Below are 19705 nucleotides of genomic sequence, written 5' to 3' on the forward strand. Positions count from 1 at the left end.
TCAGCACCGTCATCGCTTGCACATCCTCGCTGCCGAGGATGGCCATGACACCGGCGACCCGCTGGCACTCGTTGTGCCTTTTCTATCTAGCGGAGGAGTGTCATTTCTACTTAGCACCTACAATCCGCCAGTCCGATAATATATCTTATGTAAAATGAGGTTTTCTCTGAGCGCGCCAATGAGTGAACAGATCGCGACGCCGTTCCCATCAGATTGCACGCTACATGCTTGTGCGGTAGCACCAATTTGAGCGAACAGCGCACTGCTGGCGTGGTCCTGGGCTAAGCCGCATGAACAATCGAGAGACGGAACTCACGTCAATTGCACTGGCGCGTCAAGCGCTGAATGTTTTGGACGATAACGGAAACGGATCAAGCCTGTTTGCCTGCAAGCTGGCGGAAGCGCTGGACCATGCCGAAGCCGATCGTGTCGGCGATCAAGTGCTAACACAGGACGTGAGCGCCGGTGCCAGCGGCTCAGCTCTTTTTAGGGTTGATGCTCATTCTCGTGAGTTGGTCGCTTCGGACGGGTCCCGTCTCGTGATCAACCCTGAAGCTATCGTGCAGGTTCGGGGGGTCGAGGCCACGACCACTGTGTCGCTGGTTGACGGCTCCGAGGTACGGATCAGCGGTGATCTTGCGCAAGTGGCGCCGGCTTTGGGCTTGCCATCTGTCGCCCTATCCCAATCCGTTGATTACGTCTCCGCGAGTACCGCACGTCACCAGTTGCGCAACCTCCTTGCGATCGTCTCCGCGATAACAAATCAAGTTCTCGACGAGGATCGACCCTTGATCGACAAGGCTCGGGATCTCGCCGCGCGGACTGCGATGCTGAGCAGCATCGGCGATCTTCTCCTGCAGCCGCAATCGCATTCTACGGATCTGCAGGTCCTTGTGTCTCGCCTCATGAACGTTGTCGGTGACAAGCGCTGCAAGGTAACTGGTCCATCAGTGCTGGTCGGTCCTGGCGCCGCGGTGACGCTTGGCCTGGCGCTTCACGAGCTGCACGTTCACTCATTCAGGACCGGGGCCTTGAGCAGCAGGAATGGCTACGTCGAGATCAGCTGGAGCGCCAACGATGTCGAGGCGTCTTACTTATGGCTGCAATGGGCCGATCGCGACGGACCGCAGATGAGGGCACCACTTTCAGCTTGGAGCGACCGATTGCTAAGCGTGGCAACGCCGCGTCGTCTCGGTGGGCAATGCGGGATACAGGAGCTACCGTCCGGCCTCGTCTGGTCCCTCCATGCGCCACTAGAGCGCCTCGCCACCTGAAAGTCTGATTTGTTAGTGGCGTTCCTTCGATGCCTGGCTCGTCTGCTCCAGGAGCGCCTCAACTGCCGCGCTGCTGATCCGCTCCGCTGTCTTGAGCGCTGCGGCAGGCTTGAGGCTCACATTGACTGCGTCCGGACCGCTCACGTCGACGACGCCGTTGTTCGCGGTTGCTGCCGAGGCCTCATCATGGACCTCTTTCATCTCAATTCTCCTTTCCGCAACGATCAACGCTGGCAGGAGCACTCAGGTCCAAGAGCGGCCACGATCGGTCACGTTTGCCTGATTGCGGGGTCTACTCGTTCCCCGTCATCAAGGTTGACGTAAGGGATAGCTCTGGCCGAAGGCGATCTGGAGTAACCACCACAGTGGTCCCCGGACCCGCTGCATCCAGCACGCGGGCGCTAAAGTCGGGATCGACCCCGATCACGTCCGGCCCGAGATCGGGTACGACGGCCCTCCCCGAGCCTGGCAGGTCGAGGCGCAGCCAACGGCCGTCGACCTGCCGCTGGTAAGCGACCGGGCCTGTGACGTTGCCCGTCAACGTCACGGGCGCCGCCCCAATCTCCTTTCCGTCGCGAATGACCCGCACCTCACGATCAGTCGTGCTCACTACGACCGAAAGGGCAGCGGCACCTCTCTTCTCCGCCTTCCAGAGGGTAGGCTCGATCCGATCAGGCAGGAGCGGCGCCGCTTCCGTAGCCGCCATCACCGGCATCGTATCAAGCCGCGTGACGACCACCATCATGCCCAGTCGGCTTTCGGCGAAGAGCAAGCGCGCGAACGCCTCCGGCAGGCGGATGCAGCCGTGGGAGGCCGGATAGCCAGGAAGAGCGCCGCCGTGCAGCGCGATGCCGTCCCAGGTCAGGCGTTGCATGAACGGCATGGGCGCGTTGTTGTACAAGTTGGAGCGGTGGTCCGCTTCCTTCTGCAGGATTGTATAGACGCCCGGCGGTGTCTCGTGCCCGGGCCGACCGGACGACACCGTGGTGATGCCGATCGGTATGCCGTTGCGGTACACCGTCGCTCGCTGCGTCCTGAGGTTCACGACCATGATCATGGGACCGCTGGGTGCAACCTGCGGGGCCCAGAGATACTGGCCCGGTCGAAGCCGCGCCGCAGCTTGCGCCACGGTGCCGGCGGTCAGCGCAGGCGCTTCCGGCACGGACGCGAGCATAAGAAGGAAGGCAATAGACAACATGGAATGGACCATCGACCGAAGCCGGGTCGTGGCCTATCCGTATCTTCCCTCAGTCTACCGCGAAATCACCCCGTGCCGCGTGGGCGATCGCTCAGCGTGAGAGCGCGCCGAGCAGTTCGTGTCGGCGGAGCGGCTTTTCGAGAACAGCATTGAAACCGCTCGCGAGCGCCGCATCCTTCAGCCCGGCGCTGGGGTGTCCGGTGACCAGAACGGCTCGTCCGCACCAGCCACGTCGCTGCAGCGCCCGGAGAACGCCGATCCCATCCCCATCAGGCAGCTGGTAGTCCGCCACCAGCAGGCCTACGGAGGCGAGGTCGTCGCCCGCAACGCTCGCCTGCGCCGTGCCGTAGGCGCGCACGTCATACCCGCGCCAGTGCAGCAGCAGCTGTAACGATCGGCGGACGGCCTGGTCGTCCTCAACGATGACGGCGAGCGCTCGGGGGTTCTGTTCCATCGAGCCACCCTGCCCTCGTTATGGCGACAACGCTCTACGTAGATGTACGAGCTTCCCCTCCGAGGCCGGCCGCGAAGGCAAGCCGAAGCGCCTCGGACAAGCTGTGAACACCGAGCTTGGTCATGAGATTGGCCCGGTGCACCTCGACCGTCCTGGGCGAAATGCCGAGATCGAAGGCGATAGTTTTATTCGGCAGACCATCGGCAAGCCCGCGCAGAACGTCCTGCTCGCGGGGCGTCAGCGCGGCGATGCGCGTGGCAGCCTCCTGCGCCGAGGCAGCGGCCGCATCATGCCGGTCGAAGATCGCGAAACCGGCGGCGAGTGCGCGCAGCAGCGACGCCTTGTCGAACGGCTTTTCCAGAAAGTCGACAGCGCCCGCCTTCATCGCCTGAACGGCGATAGGCACGTCGCCATGTCCGGTCAGGATCACCACCGGCCAGCCGACGCCGCGCTGCGCCATCTGCTGCTGGACCTCAAGCCCGTCGATCTCGGGCATGCGGACGTCGAGCAGCACGCACCCAGGCTCCGCCGCTTTGACCTCCTTGAGGAAGGCTACGCCCGAGGCATGGCTCTGCACGTCGAAGCCCGAGGTGCGGAGCAGAAAGCCGACCGAGCGGCGGACGGCATCCTCATCATCGACAACATGGACGAGCCGGCGCTCGCTCATACCTCGTCCCCTTCCGACGCAGCCGGTAGCGTAAAGTAGAAGGCCGCGCCCTTGTCCGTGCCGGGCTCCGCCCAGATGCGTCCGCCATGCGCCTCCACGATGGTCCGGCAGATGGACAGGCCCAGGCCCATGCCGTCCTGCTTGCTCGACGTGAAGGCCTGAAAGAGCCGTGGTGCGATTGCTGGATCCAACCCCGGGCCTGTGTCCGTGATCCCGATACGCACATGAGCGCCGTCGCGGATCGTGGACGTCGTGATGTCGCTGACCTCGCCGTTGCCCAGCGCCTCCACCGCATTGCGGAGCAGATTGACGAGCACCTGCTGGATCTGGACGCGGTCTGCGAGCACATGACTGGCCGCCGGGTCGAGCGACACGAAACTGCGCACGCCGCGCTCGCGCGCGCCGGTAAGCCCGAGCCGGATCGCATCCTCAATGAGGGACGGTACAGGCTCGATGCGACGCTCGGTCTCGCCGCGGGCTACGAACTCGCGCAGCCGCCGCACGATGCGGCCGGCGCGGAGCGCCTCGTTGGCGGACTCGCCGACCGCCTCGGCCAGAAGCTCTCTGGGCGCATCCTCCGCGTCCAGCAGGTCACGCGCCGCCTCCAGGTAATTGGCGATCGCGGTCAGCGGCTGGTTCAGCTCGTGCGCGAGTGTCGAGGCCATGGTCCCCATCGCGCTCAACCGTGAAACATGGATCAGCTCGCCCTGCAACTCCTTCAACCGCAACTCGGCGCGTTGCTGGTCCGACAGGTCGCGGATGAAGCCGGTGAAGATCCTGCCGTTGGCGCCGTGAGCCTCCCCGACCGACAGCTCCATCGGGAACTCGGTGCCGTCCTTGCGCTGCCCGACGACGATGCGGCCGATGCCGATGATCCGTCGCTCGCCGGTCTCGAGATAATGACCGATGTAGCGATCGTGCCGCGCCCGGTGGTCGCCGGGCATCAGCAGGCTGACGTTGCGGCCGAGGACCTCTGTTTCCCCGTAGCCGAACAGGCGCTCGGCCGCGGCGCTGAACGACTGGATCAGCCCCCGCTCGTCGATCACGACCATGGCGTCCGGCACAGTCGCGAGCACCGAGCGCATATGCGCCTCGCTCTCGGCCAGCATGTGCTCGGCCGCGCGCCGCCCCGTGACGTCGGCGATCATCAGTCCGTAGCCGCGGAGCTTCTGGCCGTCGAACACGGGCGCGACCGTGATATCGGCGAGGAACTCCGAACCGTCCGCACGCTTGCACCAGTCTTCCAGCCGAACAGTGATGCTTGCGCCGGCTTGTGGCCATCGACCGCTCGCCGCTGGCCAGAAGGCGTCGATACTGCGCCCGACCGCTTCGCTCCTCGGCGTGCCGAGCAGCCGCTCCGCTCCCTCGCCCCAATAGGTCAGCGTTCCGTCGGGCGCCGCCAGCAACAGGGCGCGGTCGGTCACGCTCGCAACGAACAGCGCCAGGTCCTCCGCGGTCGCGGCGGGGGTGGTCTCGGCGTTGATCACTGCGTGTTCTCGATCTCGGATTCCAGCCAGCGGATGCGGCCCACGATGGCGACGAAGAAGGCGGTTGACCAGCCCAGCAGGATGATGCCGTTCGCACTTTCGATGGCGCCGAGCACCCGCCATCCCGGCGCAAGGACCACATCGCCATAGCCGACCGTCGTGTAGGACGCGGTCGAGAAGTAGAGGGCCGCTTCAAGAGAGGGCAACGCTCCGACGAACAGATAGAAGCCGGCATAGAGCCAAATCTCTATGCCATGCAGGACAAAGAGGCCGGTCGCCGCGCCCACGATAGCCAGGCCTTCCCATATCAGCCTCGCATCGGCCGGCCGCCGGCGCCGATGCAGGCGCAGCAGCAGCATCAGCGCGGCGATACCCATCAGGTGAACCGCGCACGTGATGGCGACCAGCATGGTGGCCGCGGCAAGTTCAACGAGGAGCTGCATCGGTGACGGTTGTCACGGGCGACAGCGAGATACTGCCGCCCGCGACGTTCTCGTCCTTCCCTGATCCTTTAGCGGTGGTGGACGAGCAGCAGGGGTACCCGGCACCGCTTCAGCATGCCCTGCGTCGCGCCACCGAAGATCGTCTCCATCGTGCGAGCGTGGCCATAAGCGCCCATGACGACCAGGTCATAGTGACCCATTTCGGCTTCGCACCGGAGCGCGACGTCCACCCGGTCGATGCCGATCGGCTCCCTCTTGATCACGGGTTCGATCCCATGCCGCGAGAGGTAGCGGGCCGCATCCTCGATCGGCGTGTCCATCGACTTGTCGTCGGCATAGTAGAGCGTGACGCAGCGGGCGAGCGACAGGAGCGGCATGGCCGCAGTCAGCGCCGCCTCCGCGTCCGGCGAGCCGTCCCAAGCGACGATCGCGCGACCCCGCACATCGAGCTTGCGAGAAGCCGGAGGTACGGCGAGCACGGGTTTGCCGGTGTGCACCAGCAGATCGCCGATCACGTCCCGCATGCGCGGGAGAAGCTTGCCGTCCTCGTCCGTGCTGAGCACGATCAGGTCCGTCATTCGCGCCCGAGCTTCGATCGTCTGCGACAGAAAGCCGGTCGTCTCTGTCCAGTCGAACGGGACGTCCTCGCGCTCGAGCCGCGCCCGCATCCGGACACCGTGAAGGGTCTCGCTCTCCTGCTCCTCGGCGAGCAGAAGGCCGCCGACGCCCATCGCCACATAGTCGCCCATCACCTCGGGGATGATCGTCAGGTCGAGACAGGTGAGATGCCCGCCCACCGCGCGCGCAACGTCGAGAGCCGACTGGTACCGGGCCTCCTGTCCTTCATCGCCGTGGATCAGCAGCAGGATGTTCTTCATGGGTTCCCTCCTCTAGCCTGGATCGATGCTAGGAGGGCGACCGCGGCGCCAATATCCGCAATGTTCCGGATGTCAGGCCGCGCGCTGGCGAAGGCACGCCTCGTCCTCGACGCGGAAATGCTTCACCGACAAGGTGATCAGGCCTCTGGCCTTGAGCTTGCTCAGCTCGCGGCTGACTGTCTCGAGCGAGAGCCCCAGAAGGTCGCCCATCTGCTGTCGGGTGAGGGGAAACGCGACGTTGTCCTCTGGCGATCGTTCCGCAAACTCGACTAGCAGGCTGGCAACCCGCTCACCGGCCGACTTGCGGCCGAGCAACAGCATCCATCGACGCGCCCTGTCGAGCTCGTCCAGGGCGCGCAGCAGCAGTGCATGCTCGACCTCCGGGTGGGTTGCGGCGAACTGCTCGAAGGCCGGTCGCCCCAAAACGCAAAGCCGGGTCTGTCCGAGCGCTGTGACGGAATAGCTGCTCCGTGTACCGAACGGCCTGCCGACCACGTCCCCCATGCCGGCAAGTCCCAGAATCTGCTCGCGTCCATCGGCGAGCGACGCGGTCAGCTTAAGGACTCCGGACACGACGAAGCCGACGAGCAGCGTGTCGTCATCCTCCCAGACCAGCGTCTCGCCGCGCGCGAGCGTGATCGGGCGGGCGAGCCGGTCGAACTCGCGTGCCGCCTCCGGCGAGAAGTTGCTGCAGAGCGAACGGCTGCGGGCAGCGCAGCCCATGCAACGCGATGAGAGTGTCGACTGAGCGGCGGCCAATTGCATCATACTTCCCTTCCCCACCGCCGATAAGGAGCTGCCGCGCCCTCGGGCATAAGGGATTGTACGAAGGTCCCGGGTTGTCGCAGGTCAAATCGAGACCGGGAGATCAGGGACTAGCCGCGGAGCTCACTTCGAGGAGTCTCCCATGCGCGCCTACCTGACCGCCGCCCTGTTCACCGCGGCATTGCTCACTCCCGGCATGGCCGCGGCGCAGACCGCCGCCGGCGACTGGCTGGTGCGCGTCCGCGGCATCGTGGTGTCGCCGACGGAGAGTTCCGGTGAGGTTTCCGGCCTTCCGGGCAGCCGGGTGGGCGTGACCGACAGCGTGATGCCCGAGGTTGATTTCACCTACATGGCGACCGACCACATCGGCGCGGAGCTGATCGTCGCCACGACGAAGCACAAGGCGACGGGGCGAGGCTCAATCGCCGCCATCGATACGGTTGCGAGTACGTGGGTGCTGCCGCCGACGCTGACCCTGCAATACCATCTCGCGCCCACCGGCAAGATCCGGCCCTATGTGGGCGCCGGCGTCAATTACACGGTCTTCTATGCCGAGAATGCCAGCGACGCACTGGAAGGCGCGCTCGGGTCGACGAAGGTGCGCATGAGCGACAGCGCCGGTTACGCACTGCAGGCGGGCGTCGATGTCGACATCGGGCCTCGCACCTTCCTGAACGTCGACGTCAAGTACATCGACATTGACACCACGGCCCGGCTGACCACCGCCGCGGGGACGAACCGTGTGCGTGTCAGCATCGATCCGCTGGTAATCGGCGTCGGCGTCGGCATGCGCTTCTAACGCCCTTTCTCCGGCCGAACTCAGCGGCCACGCCGGTTCCCCGACGTGGCCGCTTTTTTGCGCCCGAAGATCAGACTGCGCGGCTGAACCGCTGGACGTTGAGCGCCGAGTGCTCGTCGAACGCGCTAGCGACCAGGCGGGCGTAGGGCTTCCCCTCCGGGGTCAGCGCGAGCGTCGCGCCCGAGATCGTCACCAGGCCGCGCAGCACAAGATCTTCCAGCCGATCATGAGCCCTTCGGTCGAGCAGTCCACGAATGCCGAACGTCCGGTGCGCGATGTCCAGGTCCACCTGCCCGTCGCAGAGCAGCCGCTCGATCACCCAGCCGCGCGCACGATCAGTCGGCTGTAGCGTGACGCCTTTGACCCCGGCCAGCCCACCGGAGTTCACCATTTCGACATACCGACCGAGGTGCTTCCCGTTCTGTACGATGACGTTGCCCACCTGACTGATTGCGGAAGCACCGAGGCCGATCAGGGCATCGGCGTCGTCATCCGTGAAACCCTGAAAGTTGCGCCGGAGGCGACCGGCCGCCGCGGCTTCGGCGAGCGGGTCGTCGGGCCTGGCGTAGTGGTCGAAGCCGATTGTGGCAAAACCCTGCTCCTCGAGCATCTCATGAGCCAGCAGCGACTGCGTGAAGCGAGCATGCGCGTTCGGCAGCAGCGTGTCGTCGATCATGCGCTGGCGCGGCAGCATCCGGGGCATGTGCGCGTAGCCGAACATCGCCACACGGGAGGGTGCAAGGAACCGCGTCCGCGCAAGCGTGCATGCGATGTCATCCAGCGTCTGGCCGGGCAGTCCGTACATGAGGTCGAGATTGATGGCGGCAACACCGGCCGCGCGCAGCTCGGCCGCGCGGAGCGCCACCTCCCGGAACGGCTGTACTCGGTTGATCTGCTGCTGGATCCGCAGGGAAAAGGTTTGGGCGCCGAGGCTGGCCCGCGTGATACCGCAGCCGGCCAGCGTGCGGGCATAATCGGCGTCGAGACTACGCGGATCGAGTTCCGCAGCCCATTCGGCGGCAGGGTCGACCCGGAACGATCGCTGAAGCGCCGCGCAGATCCTACTGAACTCGGCTGCCGGCAGGGCATTGGGGCTGCCGCCGCCGAAGTGGACATGGGTGACGCAGCCGCGGACGAGCTGCGCTACCGTTTCAATCTCACTTAGCAGCGCCTCGACGTACCGGGTGACCCGGCTCGCGCGGCCGACGGCACCGGTGTTGCACCCGCAGTACCAGCAGATCGTCTCGCAAAAGGGAACGTGCAGGTAGAGCGAGAGCTTTGCGTCATCGGCCAGCGCTCCCAGCGCTTGCCGTTGTTCGGAAGCTCCCACCTTCCCGCTGAACGAAACTGCGGTTGGATAGCTGGTGTAGCGTGGCACACTCAGCGCGGCGAGGTCAGCATGGTAAGCGGTCATGAGCGTGCGATGACCGGCGACATTTGCCTGCGCCTTGACGATCGTCAAATGTCAGAGCCGCTACGTATAATGCCGGATCAACGCCCTTGCGGTTGGTCAACGGCAGCAGCCGAGTAGCGCGGCACCCCGTAGGCCTCGAGCAAAAGGAGGCGACGATGATCCATCTTCCGAACGACTGGTTTCTGTATCTCGCGGCAGGCGCCATGGGCCTTTTTATGCTGACCATGATGTTCGTGACCGTCAGCGAACGCCGGCATCCCTGATTGGGGCCTGGCCCACAAATGGTGATTGGCCGCGAGCCCTCCATCGGCCGGCGCTCGCGGCAGCAACCTAGTGGGACGCTCCGTCGAGCGCCTGTTCCAGCGTCATTCTTGCGCCCGGCGTGTATCGGCGAGCGCCCAGATACAGGAACGCCAGCTCTTCATAGTCCAGCAAGCGCCGGCAACCATCGAACAGGCAGCGAAGCATGTAGCTGAGCATGTCCGTTCGCGAGTCGTCGACACCCTTCTCTCGGAGCATCTCGCCGACATCCTCCGCGTGCATGCCGATCGCGACCTGCTCAAGAAGGATGCGTCGCAACATACCCGCCCCGACGCGGAGCTGTTCGCCCGCGAACACGCGGTCGAGAAACCTGCTGGTGATCTCGACATGCTTTCTGAAGCGGCTTTGGATCAGGTCGGCGATCGCACTACGCTCGTCATGGTCCGGTGCCTCCAGGAGGCGATCGGCGAGCGCTTCCACCCGGTCGCACATTTCTCTGATGTCGGCATGATCCGACAAAAGAGCTCCAACATCGACCTCGTCGATGACCTTGGACCTGCGCACGAAGGGCAGCACCTGCGAGAAAGGCTGTTCCACGGCAAAGCCTCCAGCTTTCTGGTCACTGCGTCCGGCTGCTATCCTCTTGCGAACGCCGCTGCAGCGCCGCCTGAGCCTGCGCGCGGTACCGACCGTCAGCGAGCATCGCGCACGCCTTGTCCGCGGCCTGGCGCACCCGCTCCAACTGCTCCCCGGCGTAAGAGGCATCCATGTCAGGCACGACGGAGTCGATTCGAATGTGCTCGGCCTGTCCCATACCCAGTCCACGCCAGAGATAGACGTCAAACACCTCTTTCAACGACAGTACCTGCCCCTGCTCGTTGAGCCAGGGGAGCGAGGCGCCTGACGTGCTGAACGACAGAAGTGGCTTTCCTGCGACCACCGACTGCCCGGAAGCAGCCTGCAGATCGCGGAAGGTGTAGCCCGCCCCCAGTACACGCTCGACATAGCCCTTCAGCATGGCCGGCGGCAGGCCGAACCAGATCGGGTAGACGAAGACGACAATGTCGCAGCGCTCCAGATGGGCTAGTTCGGCTGCGACGTCCGCTGCAGGCGACCAGCCGGGTTCAGTCGGACGCTCGCTGGTGCGCAGCACCGGGTCGAACCCCAATGCATAGAGATCGCGGACCTCGACGCTATGGTGGTTGGCTGCAACCGCCTCCCGATAGGCATCGACGATGGCGTGGTCGAACCCTTCAGGCGTCGGGTTGGCGAGCACAACGAGGTGACGGAACATCATGGCTTCACTCCAGTAGCGGTGGCCGGCTCAGGCGGCCTTGCGGCCCCAGTCACGGTTCAGCGCGAGCGCGCCCAGCGTGCAGGCGGCGCCCGACAGCAGGTACGCCCCCACGGCGATCAGCCCGAAGCGGCTGGCGAGGAACAGCGCCGCCAACGGTGCAAAGGCGGCACCGACGAACCAGGCCGCCGTCGCGGTGGTACCTGCACCCGTGTAGCGATGCCGGGGCGAGAAGCTGCCGTTGGTCGCGCCGGACGATTGCCCGAACGACAGCCCGAGCAGGACGAAACCGAGGATCATGTAGGTCCACTCGCCCGCCGGCCCGCGATCAAGGAGCTGCGGTGCGAACCCGCTGTACGCGCCGATCATCGCCGCCGACACGCCCAGCAGCACCCGCCGGCCGATCCGGTCGGCGATGGCCCCTGAAGCCGTGACCGCAAGGAGTCCGACGGCTGCACCCACCATTTCGATGGTCAGGAAGCGGATAGCGCTGCCCCCATTCAGCACCACCCAGGAGAGCGGGAAGACGGTGACGAGGTGAAATAGCGCAAAGCTGGCGAGCGCGGCGAAGGCGCCGAGCACCACGGTGCGCCCCTCCTCCCGGAACATCTGGGTAACGGGCGAGGGCTGCAGCTCTCGGCTTTCGAACAGCTCCTGGAACTCGGGCGTCGAGATGAGCCGAAGCCGGGCGAACAGCGCGACCACGTTGATAACAAAGGCGACGAAGAAGGGATAGCGCCAGCCCCAGTCGAGGAAGTCGCTCATCTTCAACGTGTTGAGCAGGAACGCGAACACGGCCGCGGCCACGAACAGGCCGATCGGTGCGCCGAGCTGCGGGATCATGGCGAACCAGCCGCGGCGGTTGGCCGGTGCGTTCAGCGACAGGAGCGCCGGCAGCCCGTCCCATGTGCCGCCCTGCGCGATCCCCTGCCCGATCCGGAAGAGCGCGAGCAGGGCCGCAGCGATCCAGCCGACCTGCGCATGGCCAGGCAGGAACGCCATGGCCGCGGTCGAGCCGCCCAGCAGGAACATGGCCACCGTCAGCTTGACCCCTCGCCCGTGCCTCCGATCCAGCCACAGGAACGCCATCGCGCCGAACGGGCGCGCGACAAAGGCCAGCGCGAAGATCGCGAAGGAGTAGAGCGTTCCCGTCACCGGGCTCACGTCGGGGAAGATCAGGCTTGGGAACACCAGCACCGACGCGATCGCGTAGACGAAGAAGTCGAAGAACTCGGTCGAGCGGCCGATGATGACGCCGACGGCGATGTCGCCCGGGCGAACGTCGTGCCGTTCGGCATTGATGAGGCTGGCGTCTCGCTCAAGTGCCGTCGAGTTCGCCGGGCCCAGGGTGCTGGCTACCATGCTTCCAAGTCCTTCAATCTGACGTCTTCTCGTAATCTCGGGCGACCGGCGAACCTTTGACTTTTGTCAAAGTCGAGAGGGCGGCGTGCCGGTTAGCGGACGGGCATGCTCAAGACAGGATCCAACCTCATGCGACGCGCTCTGCGCCTGCCACAGCGTCTGGCGATGCTGGCGCTGCCGGCACTGCTCGGCGGCTGCGACATGGTGGTCATGAACCCCACCGGCGACATCGCGGTCCAGCAGCGCGACCTGATCCTGTTCTCTACAGGCGTCATGCTGCTCATCATCGTGCCGGTCATGGTGCTGACCGTGGTGTTCGCGCGCAAGTACCGCCGCGGCAACGCGAACAAGACCTACGATCCGAGCTTCACCCACTCCACCACGCTGGAGCTGGTGATCTGGTCGTGCCCGCTGCTGATCATCATTGCGCTGAGCGCCGTGACCTGGACCAGCACGCACCTGCTCGATCCCTTCCGGCCGCTGGAGCGGATCTCGCCGGGCCGCCCGGTGCCCGCCGGCACCAAGCCGCTCGAGATCCAGGCTGTCGCGCTCGATTGGAAGTGGTTGTTCATCTATCCCGAGCAGGGCATCGCCACGGTGAACGAGCTGGCTCTGCCGGTGGACGTGCCGGTGCGCTTCTCCATCACCTCCAACGATCAGTTCAACACTTTCTACGTGCCGACGCTGGCAGGCATGATTTACGCCATGCCGGGCATGCGCTCCGAGCTGAATGCGGTCCTGAACAAGCCGGGAACGAGCGAGGGCTACTCCGCCAACTATTCCGGCGCAGGTTACTCCAACATGCGCTTCAAGATGCACGGGCAGTCGCCGGCAGACTTCGCACGTTGGGTGGCCGGAGTGAAGGCGCAAGGCGGCTCGCTTCCCACGGAGCGTTTCGTCGCCTTGGCGAAGCCGAGCGAGAAGGTGCCGGTGATGCGCTTCGCCGCCGTGCAGCCGCAGCTGTTCGATCGCATCGTCAACCGCTGCGTCGAGGCAGGCAAGCCGTGCATGATGGACGTGATGACGCGCGACATGGCGCGTGCCGGCGGCAACCCGCACGATCACCGCATGGGCGCCGGCATGCCGCCCGGCCGCGGCGCCGCGCCGATCATGGGTGAAAAGCCCACGCCCGCGCTCCAGAAGGCGCCCGAAGACAAGGGCTCAGGCCCGAATGTCACCAAGCCGGCGAAGCCCGGGAAGGCTCCAGGCCAGCTGAAGCCGGGCGACCAGCGCAACCGCGACCTTTCCGCCCTTCCCTCCTTCCTCCGCGGCGCCGCTGGCGCCGTGCGGGCCTGACCCCCGCGCGATCGGAACCACGATGAGCGACTCCATCCTCAAGACTATTTTCGGCCGGCTGACGTTTGAATCGTTCCCGATTCACGAGCCCATTCTGTTCGGCACCTTCATCGTCGTGTCGCTGCTGGGGCTCGGCATCGTCGGTGTGGTCACGCGCTATCGCCTGTGGGGCTATCTCTGGTCCGAATGGTTCACGAGCGTCGACCACAAGAAGGTCGGCATCATGTACATCATCCTAGGCATCGTCATGCTGCTGCGTGGCTTCGCCGACGCGCTGATGATGCGCGCGCAGCAGGCGATCGCGTTCGGCGCGAACGAGGGATACCTCCCGCCGCACCATTATGATCAGATCTTCACCGCGCACGGAACGATCATGATCTTCTTCGTGGCGATCCCGCTAGTGGTGGGCATCATCAACTACGTCATGCCGCTCCAGATCGGCGCGCGCGACGTGGCCTTCCCGTTCCTCAACAATCTTAGCTTCTGGCTCACGGTCGCGGGCGCGGTGCTGGTGATGATCTCGCTGTTCGTTGGCGAGTTCGCGCGCACCGGCTGGCTGTCCTATGCGCCGCTCGCCGGGCTGCAGTACAGTCCCGATACCGGCGTCGACTACTATCTCTGGGCGCTCCAGATCGCGGGCGTCGGAACGACGCTCAGCGCCATCAACATGGTCGCCACCGTCGTGAAGATGCGCGCGCCGGGCATGACCATGATGAAAATGCCGGTGTTCGTCTGGACCGCGCTCTGCTCCAACGTGCTGGCGATCGCGATCTTCCCGGCGCTCACCGCCGCCTTCTTCCTGCTGATGCTCGATCGCTACATCGGCACCGCGTTCTTCACCAACGACCTTGGCGGCGCGCCGATGATGTATTGGAACATGGTTTGGATCTGGGGCCACCCGGAGGTATACGTTCTGATCCTGCCGGCGTTCGGCATGTATTCCGAGATCACCTCCACCTTCTCGGGCAAGCCGCTCTTCGGCTACTCGTCAATGGTCTATGCCACGGTGGTCATCACCATCCTGTCGTACCTGGTCTGGCTGCACCACTTCTTCACCATGGGCGCGGGCCCCAGCGTCAACAGCTTCTTCGGGATCGCCACCATGGTGATCTCGATCCCGACGGGCGCCAAGGTCTTCAACTGGCTGTTCACCATGTACAAGGGAGACGTCCGCTTCGAGCTGCCGATGATGTGGGTGGTCGCCTTCATGCTGACCTTCGTCGTCGGCGGCATGACCGGCGTGCTGCTGGCGATCCCGCCCGCCGACTTCGTCTTCCACAACTCGCTGTTCCTGGTCGCGCACTTCCACAACACGATCATCGGCGGCGTGGTATTCGGCCTGTTCGCGGCGATGGTGTACTGGTTCCCCAAGGCGTTCGGCTTCAAGCTCGACGAGTTCTGGGGCAAGGTCGCCTTCTGGGGCTGGGTGATCGGTTACTGGGTCGCCTGGACGCCGATCTACATTGTCGGCCTGATGGGCGAGCCGCGCCGGGTCAACCACTTCGACGACCCCAGTATCCAGCCCTACTTCGTGATCGCGGCGATCGGCGCGCTCATCATCCTGGTCGGCATCCTCGGCTTCGTCATGAGCATCCTCGTCGGGTTCCTGAAGCGCGAGCAGCTCCGCGACACGACCGGCGATCCGTGGAACGGCCGGACGTTGGAATGGTCGACCAGCTCGCCTCCGCCGGCCTACAACTTCGCGATCACGCCGGTGGTCCACGCGCTCGACGCCTGGCACGACATGAAGGCACGCGGGTACGAGCGGCCCCGTGACGGCTTCCGGCCGGTCCACATGCCGCGCAACACTGGCACGGGCGTCATCCTCTCCGGCCTCGCTCTGGCGCTCGGCTTCGGCATGGTCTGGTACATGTGGTGGCTCGCCGCGCTCAGCTTCGCCGGCCTGCTGGCGGTCGCCATCGGCCACACCTTCAATCTCAATCGCGATTACTTCATCCCCGCGGACGAGGTGTCCCGCACAGAAAGCCAGCGGCAGCAGCTGCTGCTCGGCGCCGGAGCCTGACATGACGGACCACGCACTCGACCCTCGCGCGGCCAGCCCGACCTGGCACCTTGCCGAGCAGGAGGACCATGATCACGGCGGAGGCGGCGCCACGATCCTGGGCTTCTGGATCTACCTGATGAGCGATGCGCTCATCTTCGCCTCGCTGTTCGCGATGTTCGGCGTGGTGAGCACCAGCTATGCCGGCGGTCCGATCCCGCGCGAGATCTTCGACCTTAAGCTCGTCGCGCTCAACACCGCGCTGCTGCTTGCCTCCTCCATCACCTTCGGCGAAGCCATGCCGCACATGGAGGCCGGCCGGGTCGGGCAGACCCGGGCGTGGCTGGCGATCACGGGGCTGCTCGGCCTCGCCTTCCTCGGCATCGAGCTTTACGAGTTCGGGCAGCTGATCGCCGAAGGCGCGAGCCCGCAGCGCAGCGCCTTCCTATCGGCCTTCTTCACGCTGGTGGGCACGCACGGCGCCCACGTCGCGGTAGGCCTGATCTGGCTCACAGTCATGCTGATCCAGCTCGGGCAGCACGGCCTGTCGCTGCCGATGAAGCGGCGGCTGATCTGCCTGTCGATGTTCTGGCACTTCCTGGACATCATCTGGATCGGCGTTTTCACCTTCGTGTACCTGTATGGAGTGATCCGTTGAGCACCGAACCCTACGATCACGCGCTCCACGCGCACGGCGACACGATGGGTCACGGCAGCCGCCGCGGCCACCGGATCGGCTCGCTGCTGGCGATCATCCTCACGGTCGTGCCCTTCTGGCTTGTCATGTCGCAGCAGGGGCCCGCGCCGGGCTGGACCGCCGCGGTGATCTTCGCGCTCGCGCTGGTGCAGATCGTCGTCCATGTCGTCTGCTTCCTGCACCTGGACACCCGCTCCGAGGGCGGTTGGACGCTGCTGGCGTTCCTGTTCACCGCGGTCATCGTGGTGCTGACGATCGGTGGGTCGGTGTGGGTCATGTTCCACCTTAACACCAACATGATGCCGATGCCCGGCGGCATGACCGGCCCGGTTCGCTGAAGCGAGATTGGTGATGGGGCGGTCGCGTCCGGGTAGGCGCAAGCGCACCGCCCTCACGGTCCTGGCCGTGTTCGGTATCGTCCTCTTCAGCGCGCTCGGCATCTGGCAGGTCGAGCGCCGAAGCTGGAAGCTGGCGCTGATCGAAGCGGTGGACGCGCGCGTGCAGGCATCGCCCGTGTCTGCGCCGCCTCCGGCCGTTTGGCCATCGATCGAACGTGAGCGCCACGCCTATCTGCACGTCGTCGCGCGCGGTCGCTTCCTCCACGACCGCGAGACGCTGGTGCGGGCGGTGACGGACCTGGGCACGGGCTTCTGGGTGCTCACGCCGCTAGGCACCGACACCGGCTTCGTCGTGCTCGTCAACCGGGGCTATGTCCCCCCGGAGCGTGCGGTGCAGGCCACCCGGGCTCGCAACCTCCCGGCGCACGCGACCGTCACGGGTCTGCTCAGGACGTCGGAGCCTGGTGGTGCCTTTCTCCGCCGCAATGATCCCGTGGCAGATCGCTGGTTCTCCCGCGATGTCCAGGCGATCGCGGCTGCGCGCCAGCTCGTTCGCGTGGCGCCATACTTTATCGATGCCGACGCCGATGCCCGGCCGAAGCACGCTTGGCCGCGCGCCGGGCTTACCGTCATCCGCTTCCAGAACAATCACCTCGTCTATGCGCTGACCTGGTTCGGGCTTGCCGGCCTGTGCCTCGTCGCCTTGGTGATCGTACGACGGACCCGCGCCTGAGATCGGCGACCAAGGGGCGGGTCAGCCGGTTCGCCGCCTCCGTAACATCCCCAATGCCGCGCCATCTCTGTTTGGGCGAGATACTTCGCGCACAACGGAGATCGACGATGGACAAGACGATGAGGGCCGCGGTCGTGCGCGGATTCGGCGAGCCGCTGGTGATTGAGGAAGTGGCCGTCCCCCGCCCCGGCCCCGGGCAGATTCTGGTGCAGGTCGCGGCCTGCGGAGTCTGTCACACCGATCTCCACGCTGCCGATGGCGATTGGCCGGTCAAGCCGGCGCCGCCGTTCATCCCGGGTCACGAGGGTGTCGGAACCGTCGTCGGCACCGGGTCCGGCGTCATCCACGTCAAGGAGGGCGATCGCGTCGGCGTGCCCTGGCTGTACTCCGCATGCGGCCACTGCCCGCATTGCCTGGGCGGCTGGGAAACGCTGTGCGAGAGCCAGCAGAACACCGGCTACTCGGTCAACGGCAGCTTCGCCGACTACGTGGTCGCCGATGCCGGCTATGTCGGGCACCTCCCCGATCGGGTGAGCTTCGCCGAGATTGCGCCGGTGCTATGCGCCGGCGTCACGGTCTACAAGGGACTGAAGGTCACCGACACCAAGCCGGGGGACTGGATGGTCGTGTCCGGCATCGGCGGCCTGGGCCATATGGCGGTCCAATATGCGGTCGCGATGGGCCTGCACGTGATCGCGGTCGATGTGGACGATGCCAAGCTGCGGCTGGCCGAACGGCTCGGGGCCGCGCTGACCGTGAACGCGGCTACCAGCGACCCGGTCGCCTTCGTCAAGCGGGCGATCGGCGGCGCGCATGGCGTGCTCGTAACCGCGGTCTCTACCACCGCCTTCGCACAGGGGCTTGGGATGGTGCGTCGGGGCGGGACCATGTCGCTGACCGGCCTGCCACCGGGCGACTTCCCGCTGTCGATCTTCGACACGGTGCTGAACGGCATCACCGTGCGCGGCTCCATCGTGGGAACCCGCCTCGACCTGCAGGAAGCGCTCGACTTCGCTGCACTCGGCAAGGTCCGCGCGACGGTCGAAACAGCGCCGTTGGAGCGCATCAACGACGTTTTCGATCGCATGCGGACAGGGTCGATCGAAGGACGCGTGGTGCTGGACATCAATGCCCAGGCGGCACCGCTGCAAGAGACCGACCTGGCGACCGCCGCCTGACCTGGGGAGAAAGCCGATGATCAAGGACATCTTGGCCATCGTCGATGACGGCGATCACGCACAAACCTTCCTGAAGACGGTTGCCGAGCTCGCGGCGGCTCGTGAAGCGACGCTGGAGGTCGCCGCGCTCACGCCCGCTCCGACAGCCTCGCCAGGGACCGCGCCGTTCGGAACGCTATACGTTCCTGAGTGGGTGTTGATGGGCGACGATCAGGCCAATGTCGAACGGGTGCGCGCTCATCTCGCCGCCGCCGGGTCATCGGCCGAGATCTTCGGCCTGCATGACGACATCGGCTGGCTTGCCGGCAATCTCAAACGAAGGCGGCAGGTGGCCGACCTGATCGCGATCGGCGCGCGCGAGACCTGGGCGAACCCGTGGCTGCGCAGACGCGTCGCAGAGACGCTCATCCGGGCCAGCGGAACCCCGCTGCTGATCCTGCCTGAAGAGCAGACGCTCAAACCTGTCCGTCGCGCAGTGCTCGGGTGGAAGGCCGGACCTGAGGCAACCCGTGCCATGCACACGCTGGTGCAGTTGGCTGACCCGGGCGCGCTGATCGATGTCGTGACGGTCGGCACGTCCCTGCACGCTTGCGAGGGCGAGCAGGAGGCGCACGCCGAAGTCAAACGACACCTGCTCCGGCACGGTTTCGACGCTCAGGGGCACTGGGTCGTCAACGACGACAAGAGCGAGGCGGAGACGCTGACTCTCTATGCGCAAGAAATCGGTGCCGATCTGATCGCGATCGGCGGGTTCGCTCATTCCCGCATCCGCGAGATCCTGCTCGGTGGGGTCACCGGCGACCTGCTCGAGCGCACCGAGACGCCGCTCGTGGTTGTTGGTTAGAGACACTTCCTCGCGTCGACAATGAGGCACAAACTGGCGCGACGACGTCTTCGCCCGAGGCGCGATTAACATTCGTTAAGCACTTTATCCTAACACTCTCGCATGCCGAACGTGACCCTCTTGCAAATACTGAGGAAGGAGCTTGCGCAAGCGTCACTTCTCGCCATCGCCTATTTCATCGCAGCCTATGTAGCTGTCACCGTAAGCGTGGCGTGAGGACCGCAGTTTATGCGGCTTGGGCTGTTGGCTGATCTGTCTGGGGCACCCAGTTCCACGGCATCAGCTCGTCCCAGCGGGTGGCGGGCCAGTCGCCGGCGACCC

Annotated in this window: 21 protein-coding genes; 9 read left to right on the forward strand and 12 right to left on the reverse strand. The window is 65.4% G+C overall.

The window, feature by feature from the left end; translation table 11 throughout:
- Positions 1-290: 290 nt before the first annotated feature.
- Complete coding sequence (locus tag ABLE43_RS21665) at positions 291-1274, forward strand: HWE histidine kinase domain-containing protein (protein WP_037447203.1); 984 nt, start codon at positions 291-293, stop codon at positions 1272-1274.
- 12 nt (positions 1275-1286) lie between these two features.
- On the opposite strand, the gene ABLE43_RS21670 is transcribed toward ABLE43_RS21665, so the two are convergent.
- The 8 genes from ABLE43_RS21670 to ABLE43_RS21705 form a co-directional block, all read right to left on the reverse strand.
- Positions 1287-1475, reverse strand: a complete 189-nt coding sequence (locus tag ABLE43_RS21670; protein WP_037447206.1) for a hypothetical protein — start codon at positions 1473-1475, stop codon at positions 1287-1289.
- A gap of 91 nt (positions 1476-1566) precedes the next feature.
- A complete protein-coding gene (locus ABLE43_RS21675) occupies positions 1567-2484 on the reverse strand; it encodes a L,D-transpeptidase family protein (protein WP_051749600.1) in 918 nt (305 codons plus the stop codon).
- 79 nt (positions 2485-2563) lie between these two features.
- On the reverse strand, positions 2564-2926 hold the full coding sequence (locus ABLE43_RS21680) for a response regulator (RefSeq protein WP_037447209.1): 363 nt from the start codon (positions 2924-2926) through the stop codon (positions 2564-2566).
- 34 nt (positions 2927-2960) lie between these two features.
- Positions 2961-3593 carry a response regulator transcription factor gene (locus tag ABLE43_RS21685; protein ID WP_037447212.1) on the reverse strand — a complete coding sequence of 211 codons (633 nt, stop codon included), beginning with the start codon at positions 3591-3593 and terminating at the stop codon, positions 2961-2963.
- Positions 3590-5080, reverse strand: a complete 1491-nt coding sequence (locus ABLE43_RS21690) for a PAS domain-containing sensor histidine kinase (protein ID WP_234703088.1) — start codon at positions 5078-5080, stop codon at positions 3590-3592. Before ABLE43_RS21690 ends, ABLE43_RS21685 begins: the two co-directional genes overlap by 4 nt.
- Positions 5077-5523 carry an ion channel gene (locus ABLE43_RS21695; RefSeq protein ID WP_037447215.1) on the reverse strand — a complete coding sequence of 149 codons (447 nt, stop codon included), beginning with the start codon at positions 5521-5523 and terminating at the stop codon, positions 5077-5079. The genes ABLE43_RS21690 and ABLE43_RS21695 overlap by 4 nt, the downstream gene beginning before the upstream one ends.
- A gap of 68 nt (positions 5524-5591) precedes the next feature.
- Positions 5592-6401 carry a universal stress protein gene (locus tag ABLE43_RS21700; protein WP_037447218.1) on the reverse strand — a complete coding sequence of 270 codons (810 nt, stop codon included), beginning with the start codon at positions 6399-6401 and terminating at the stop codon, positions 5592-5594.
- A 72-nt stretch (positions 6402-6473) separates the two neighbouring features.
- A complete protein-coding gene (locus tag ABLE43_RS21705; RefSeq protein ID WP_239024935.1) occupies positions 6474-7169 on the reverse strand; it encodes a Crp/Fnr family transcriptional regulator in 696 nt (231 codons plus the stop codon).
- Positions 7170-7308: 139 nt separating this feature from the next.
- On the opposite strand from ABLE43_RS21705, the gene ABLE43_RS21710 reads away from it, so the two are divergent.
- Entirely contained in the window at positions 7309-7965 is a 657-nt protein-coding gene (locus ABLE43_RS21710) for an OmpW/AlkL family protein (protein ID WP_037447221.1), read from the forward strand.
- A 70-nt stretch (positions 7966-8035) separates the two neighbouring features.
- Here ABLE43_RS21710 and hemN read toward each other — a convergent pair whose 3' ends face one another.
- The 4 genes from hemN to ABLE43_RS21730 all read right to left on the reverse strand — a co-directional run bounded on the left by hemN (position 8036) and on the right by ABLE43_RS21730 (position 12296).
- Positions 8036-9427 (reverse strand): oxygen-independent coproporphyrinogen III oxidase, encoded by a 1392-nt coding sequence (gene hemN / locus ABLE43_RS21715; RefSeq protein WP_348980120.1) that lies wholly within the window; start codon positions 9425-9427, stop codon positions 8036-8038.
- Positions 9428-9709: 282 nt separating this feature from the next.
- On the reverse strand, positions 9710-10237 hold the full coding sequence (locus tag ABLE43_RS21720; protein ID WP_037447224.1) for a hypothetical protein: 528 nt from the start codon (positions 10235-10237) through the stop codon (positions 9710-9712).
- A gap of 22 nt (positions 10238-10259) precedes the next feature.
- The gene (locus tag ABLE43_RS21725; protein WP_051749601.1) at positions 10260-10937 is read right to left on the reverse strand and encodes an NAD(P)H-dependent oxidoreductase; all 678 of its coding nucleotides are present in this window, start codon (positions 10935-10937) and stop codon (positions 10260-10262) included.
- A gap of 27 nt (positions 10938-10964) precedes the next feature.
- Positions 10965-12296, reverse strand: a complete 1332-nt coding sequence (locus ABLE43_RS21730; RefSeq protein WP_037447225.1) for an MFS transporter — start codon at positions 12294-12296, stop codon at positions 10965-10967.
- A 129-nt stretch (positions 12297-12425) separates the two neighbouring features.
- Here ABLE43_RS21730 and cyoA point away from each other — a divergent pair, with 129 nt between their 5' ends.
- From cyoA to ABLE43_RS21765, 7 genes are all read left to right on the forward strand, one after another.
- Complete coding sequence (gene cyoA / locus ABLE43_RS21735) at positions 12426-13592, forward strand: ubiquinol oxidase subunit II (RefSeq protein WP_037447463.1); 1167 nt, start codon at positions 12426-12428, stop codon at positions 13590-13592.
- Positions 13593-13614: 22 nt separating this feature from the next.
- Positions 13615-15615, forward strand: coding sequence for a cytochrome o ubiquinol oxidase subunit I (gene cyoB / locus ABLE43_RS21740; protein ID WP_037447228.1), 2001 nt, complete (start codon positions 13615-13617; stop codon positions 15613-15615).
- 1 nt (position 15616) lies between these two features.
- A complete protein-coding gene (gene cyoC / locus ABLE43_RS21745; RefSeq protein ID WP_037447231.1) occupies positions 15617-16252 on the forward strand; it encodes a cytochrome o ubiquinol oxidase subunit III in 636 nt (211 codons plus the stop codon).
- Positions 16249-16629, forward strand: coding sequence for a cytochrome o ubiquinol oxidase subunit IV (gene cyoD / locus ABLE43_RS21750; RefSeq protein ID WP_037447234.1), 381 nt, complete (start codon positions 16249-16251; stop codon positions 16627-16629). Before cyoC ends, cyoD begins: the two co-directional genes overlap by 4 nt.
- A 67-nt stretch (positions 16630-16696) precedes the next feature.
- Positions 16697-17362, forward strand: coding sequence for an SURF1 family protein (locus tag ABLE43_RS21755; RefSeq protein WP_322788196.1), 666 nt, complete (start codon positions 16697-16699; stop codon positions 17360-17362).
- A gap of 107 nt (positions 17363-17469) precedes the next feature.
- Positions 17470-18540 carry an alcohol dehydrogenase AdhP gene (gene adhP, locus ABLE43_RS21760; protein WP_037447237.1) on the forward strand — a complete coding sequence of 357 codons (1071 nt, stop codon included), beginning with the start codon at positions 17470-17472 and terminating at the stop codon, positions 18538-18540.
- A gap of 16 nt (positions 18541-18556) precedes the next feature.
- Positions 18557-19384 carry a universal stress protein gene (locus ABLE43_RS21765; RefSeq protein ID WP_037447240.1) on the forward strand — a complete coding sequence of 276 codons (828 nt, stop codon included), beginning with the start codon at positions 18557-18559 and terminating at the stop codon, positions 19382-19384.
- Positions 19385-19705 lie beyond the last annotated feature (321 nt).

The organism is Sphingomonas silueang, from assembly GCF_040049155.1.
In the GTDB taxonomy this organism is placed as follows: Bacteria; Pseudomonadota; Alphaproteobacteria; order Sphingomonadales; family Sphingomonadaceae; genus Sphingomonas; species Sphingomonas silueang.